This is a genomic window from Arenimonas malthae CC-JY-1 (genome assembly GCF_000747075.1).
Taxonomy (GTDB): Bacteria; Pseudomonadota; Gammaproteobacteria; order Xanthomonadales; family Xanthomonadaceae; genus Arenimonas; species Arenimonas malthae.
The window spans coordinates 1-511 of sequence record NZ_AVCH01000131.1 but is presented as its reverse complement, the minus strand read 5'-3'; the positions used below and the strand labels follow the sequence as shown (position 1 = coordinate 511).

The 511-nt window shown below is 76.9% G+C and carries 1 pseudogene; it reads left to right on the top strand.

The window, feature by feature from the left end:
- Nucleotides 1–511, top strand: a pseudogene (locus N790_RS16375) (hypothetical protein); the annotation flags it as partial.

The window sequence follows — 511 nt, the reverse complement described above, 5'->3', positions numbered from 1 at the left end:
GCCGACGCCGCGTTGGCCAGCCCGGGCGAATGCGCCCGCGCCTGGCTGGCGATCGCGGCCGCCACCGACGCCGACGCCTGGCTGCTCGACGAACCGAGCGCCCACCTCGACGCCGACGGCCGCCGCTGGCTGCGCGGCTGGCTGGCGCGCCTGGACGTGCCGGTGCTGGTAGCCAGCCACGACCGCGAACTGCTGGCGGGCGCCGACCGCATCTGGGAGCTCTCCAATGCGCGGCTGGTGACCTGGGGCGGTGGCTTCGAGGCCTATGTCGAAGCGCGTCGCGCCGAACGCGAACGCGTGGAAGCCGCCCTGGAGCGAAGCCGCCGCGAACAGCGCGCGCTTGAACGCGACACCCGGCTCGCGCGCGAGCGCGCCGACCGTCGCGCCGCCCGCGGCGCCGCCGAGGTGCGAAAGGGCAGCCAGGGCAAACTGCTGGCGGGCTACCTGCAGGGGCGCGCCGAACACGGCCGCGGCGCGCAGGCACGCGCCGCCGCCGCCCGGCTTGAAAGCG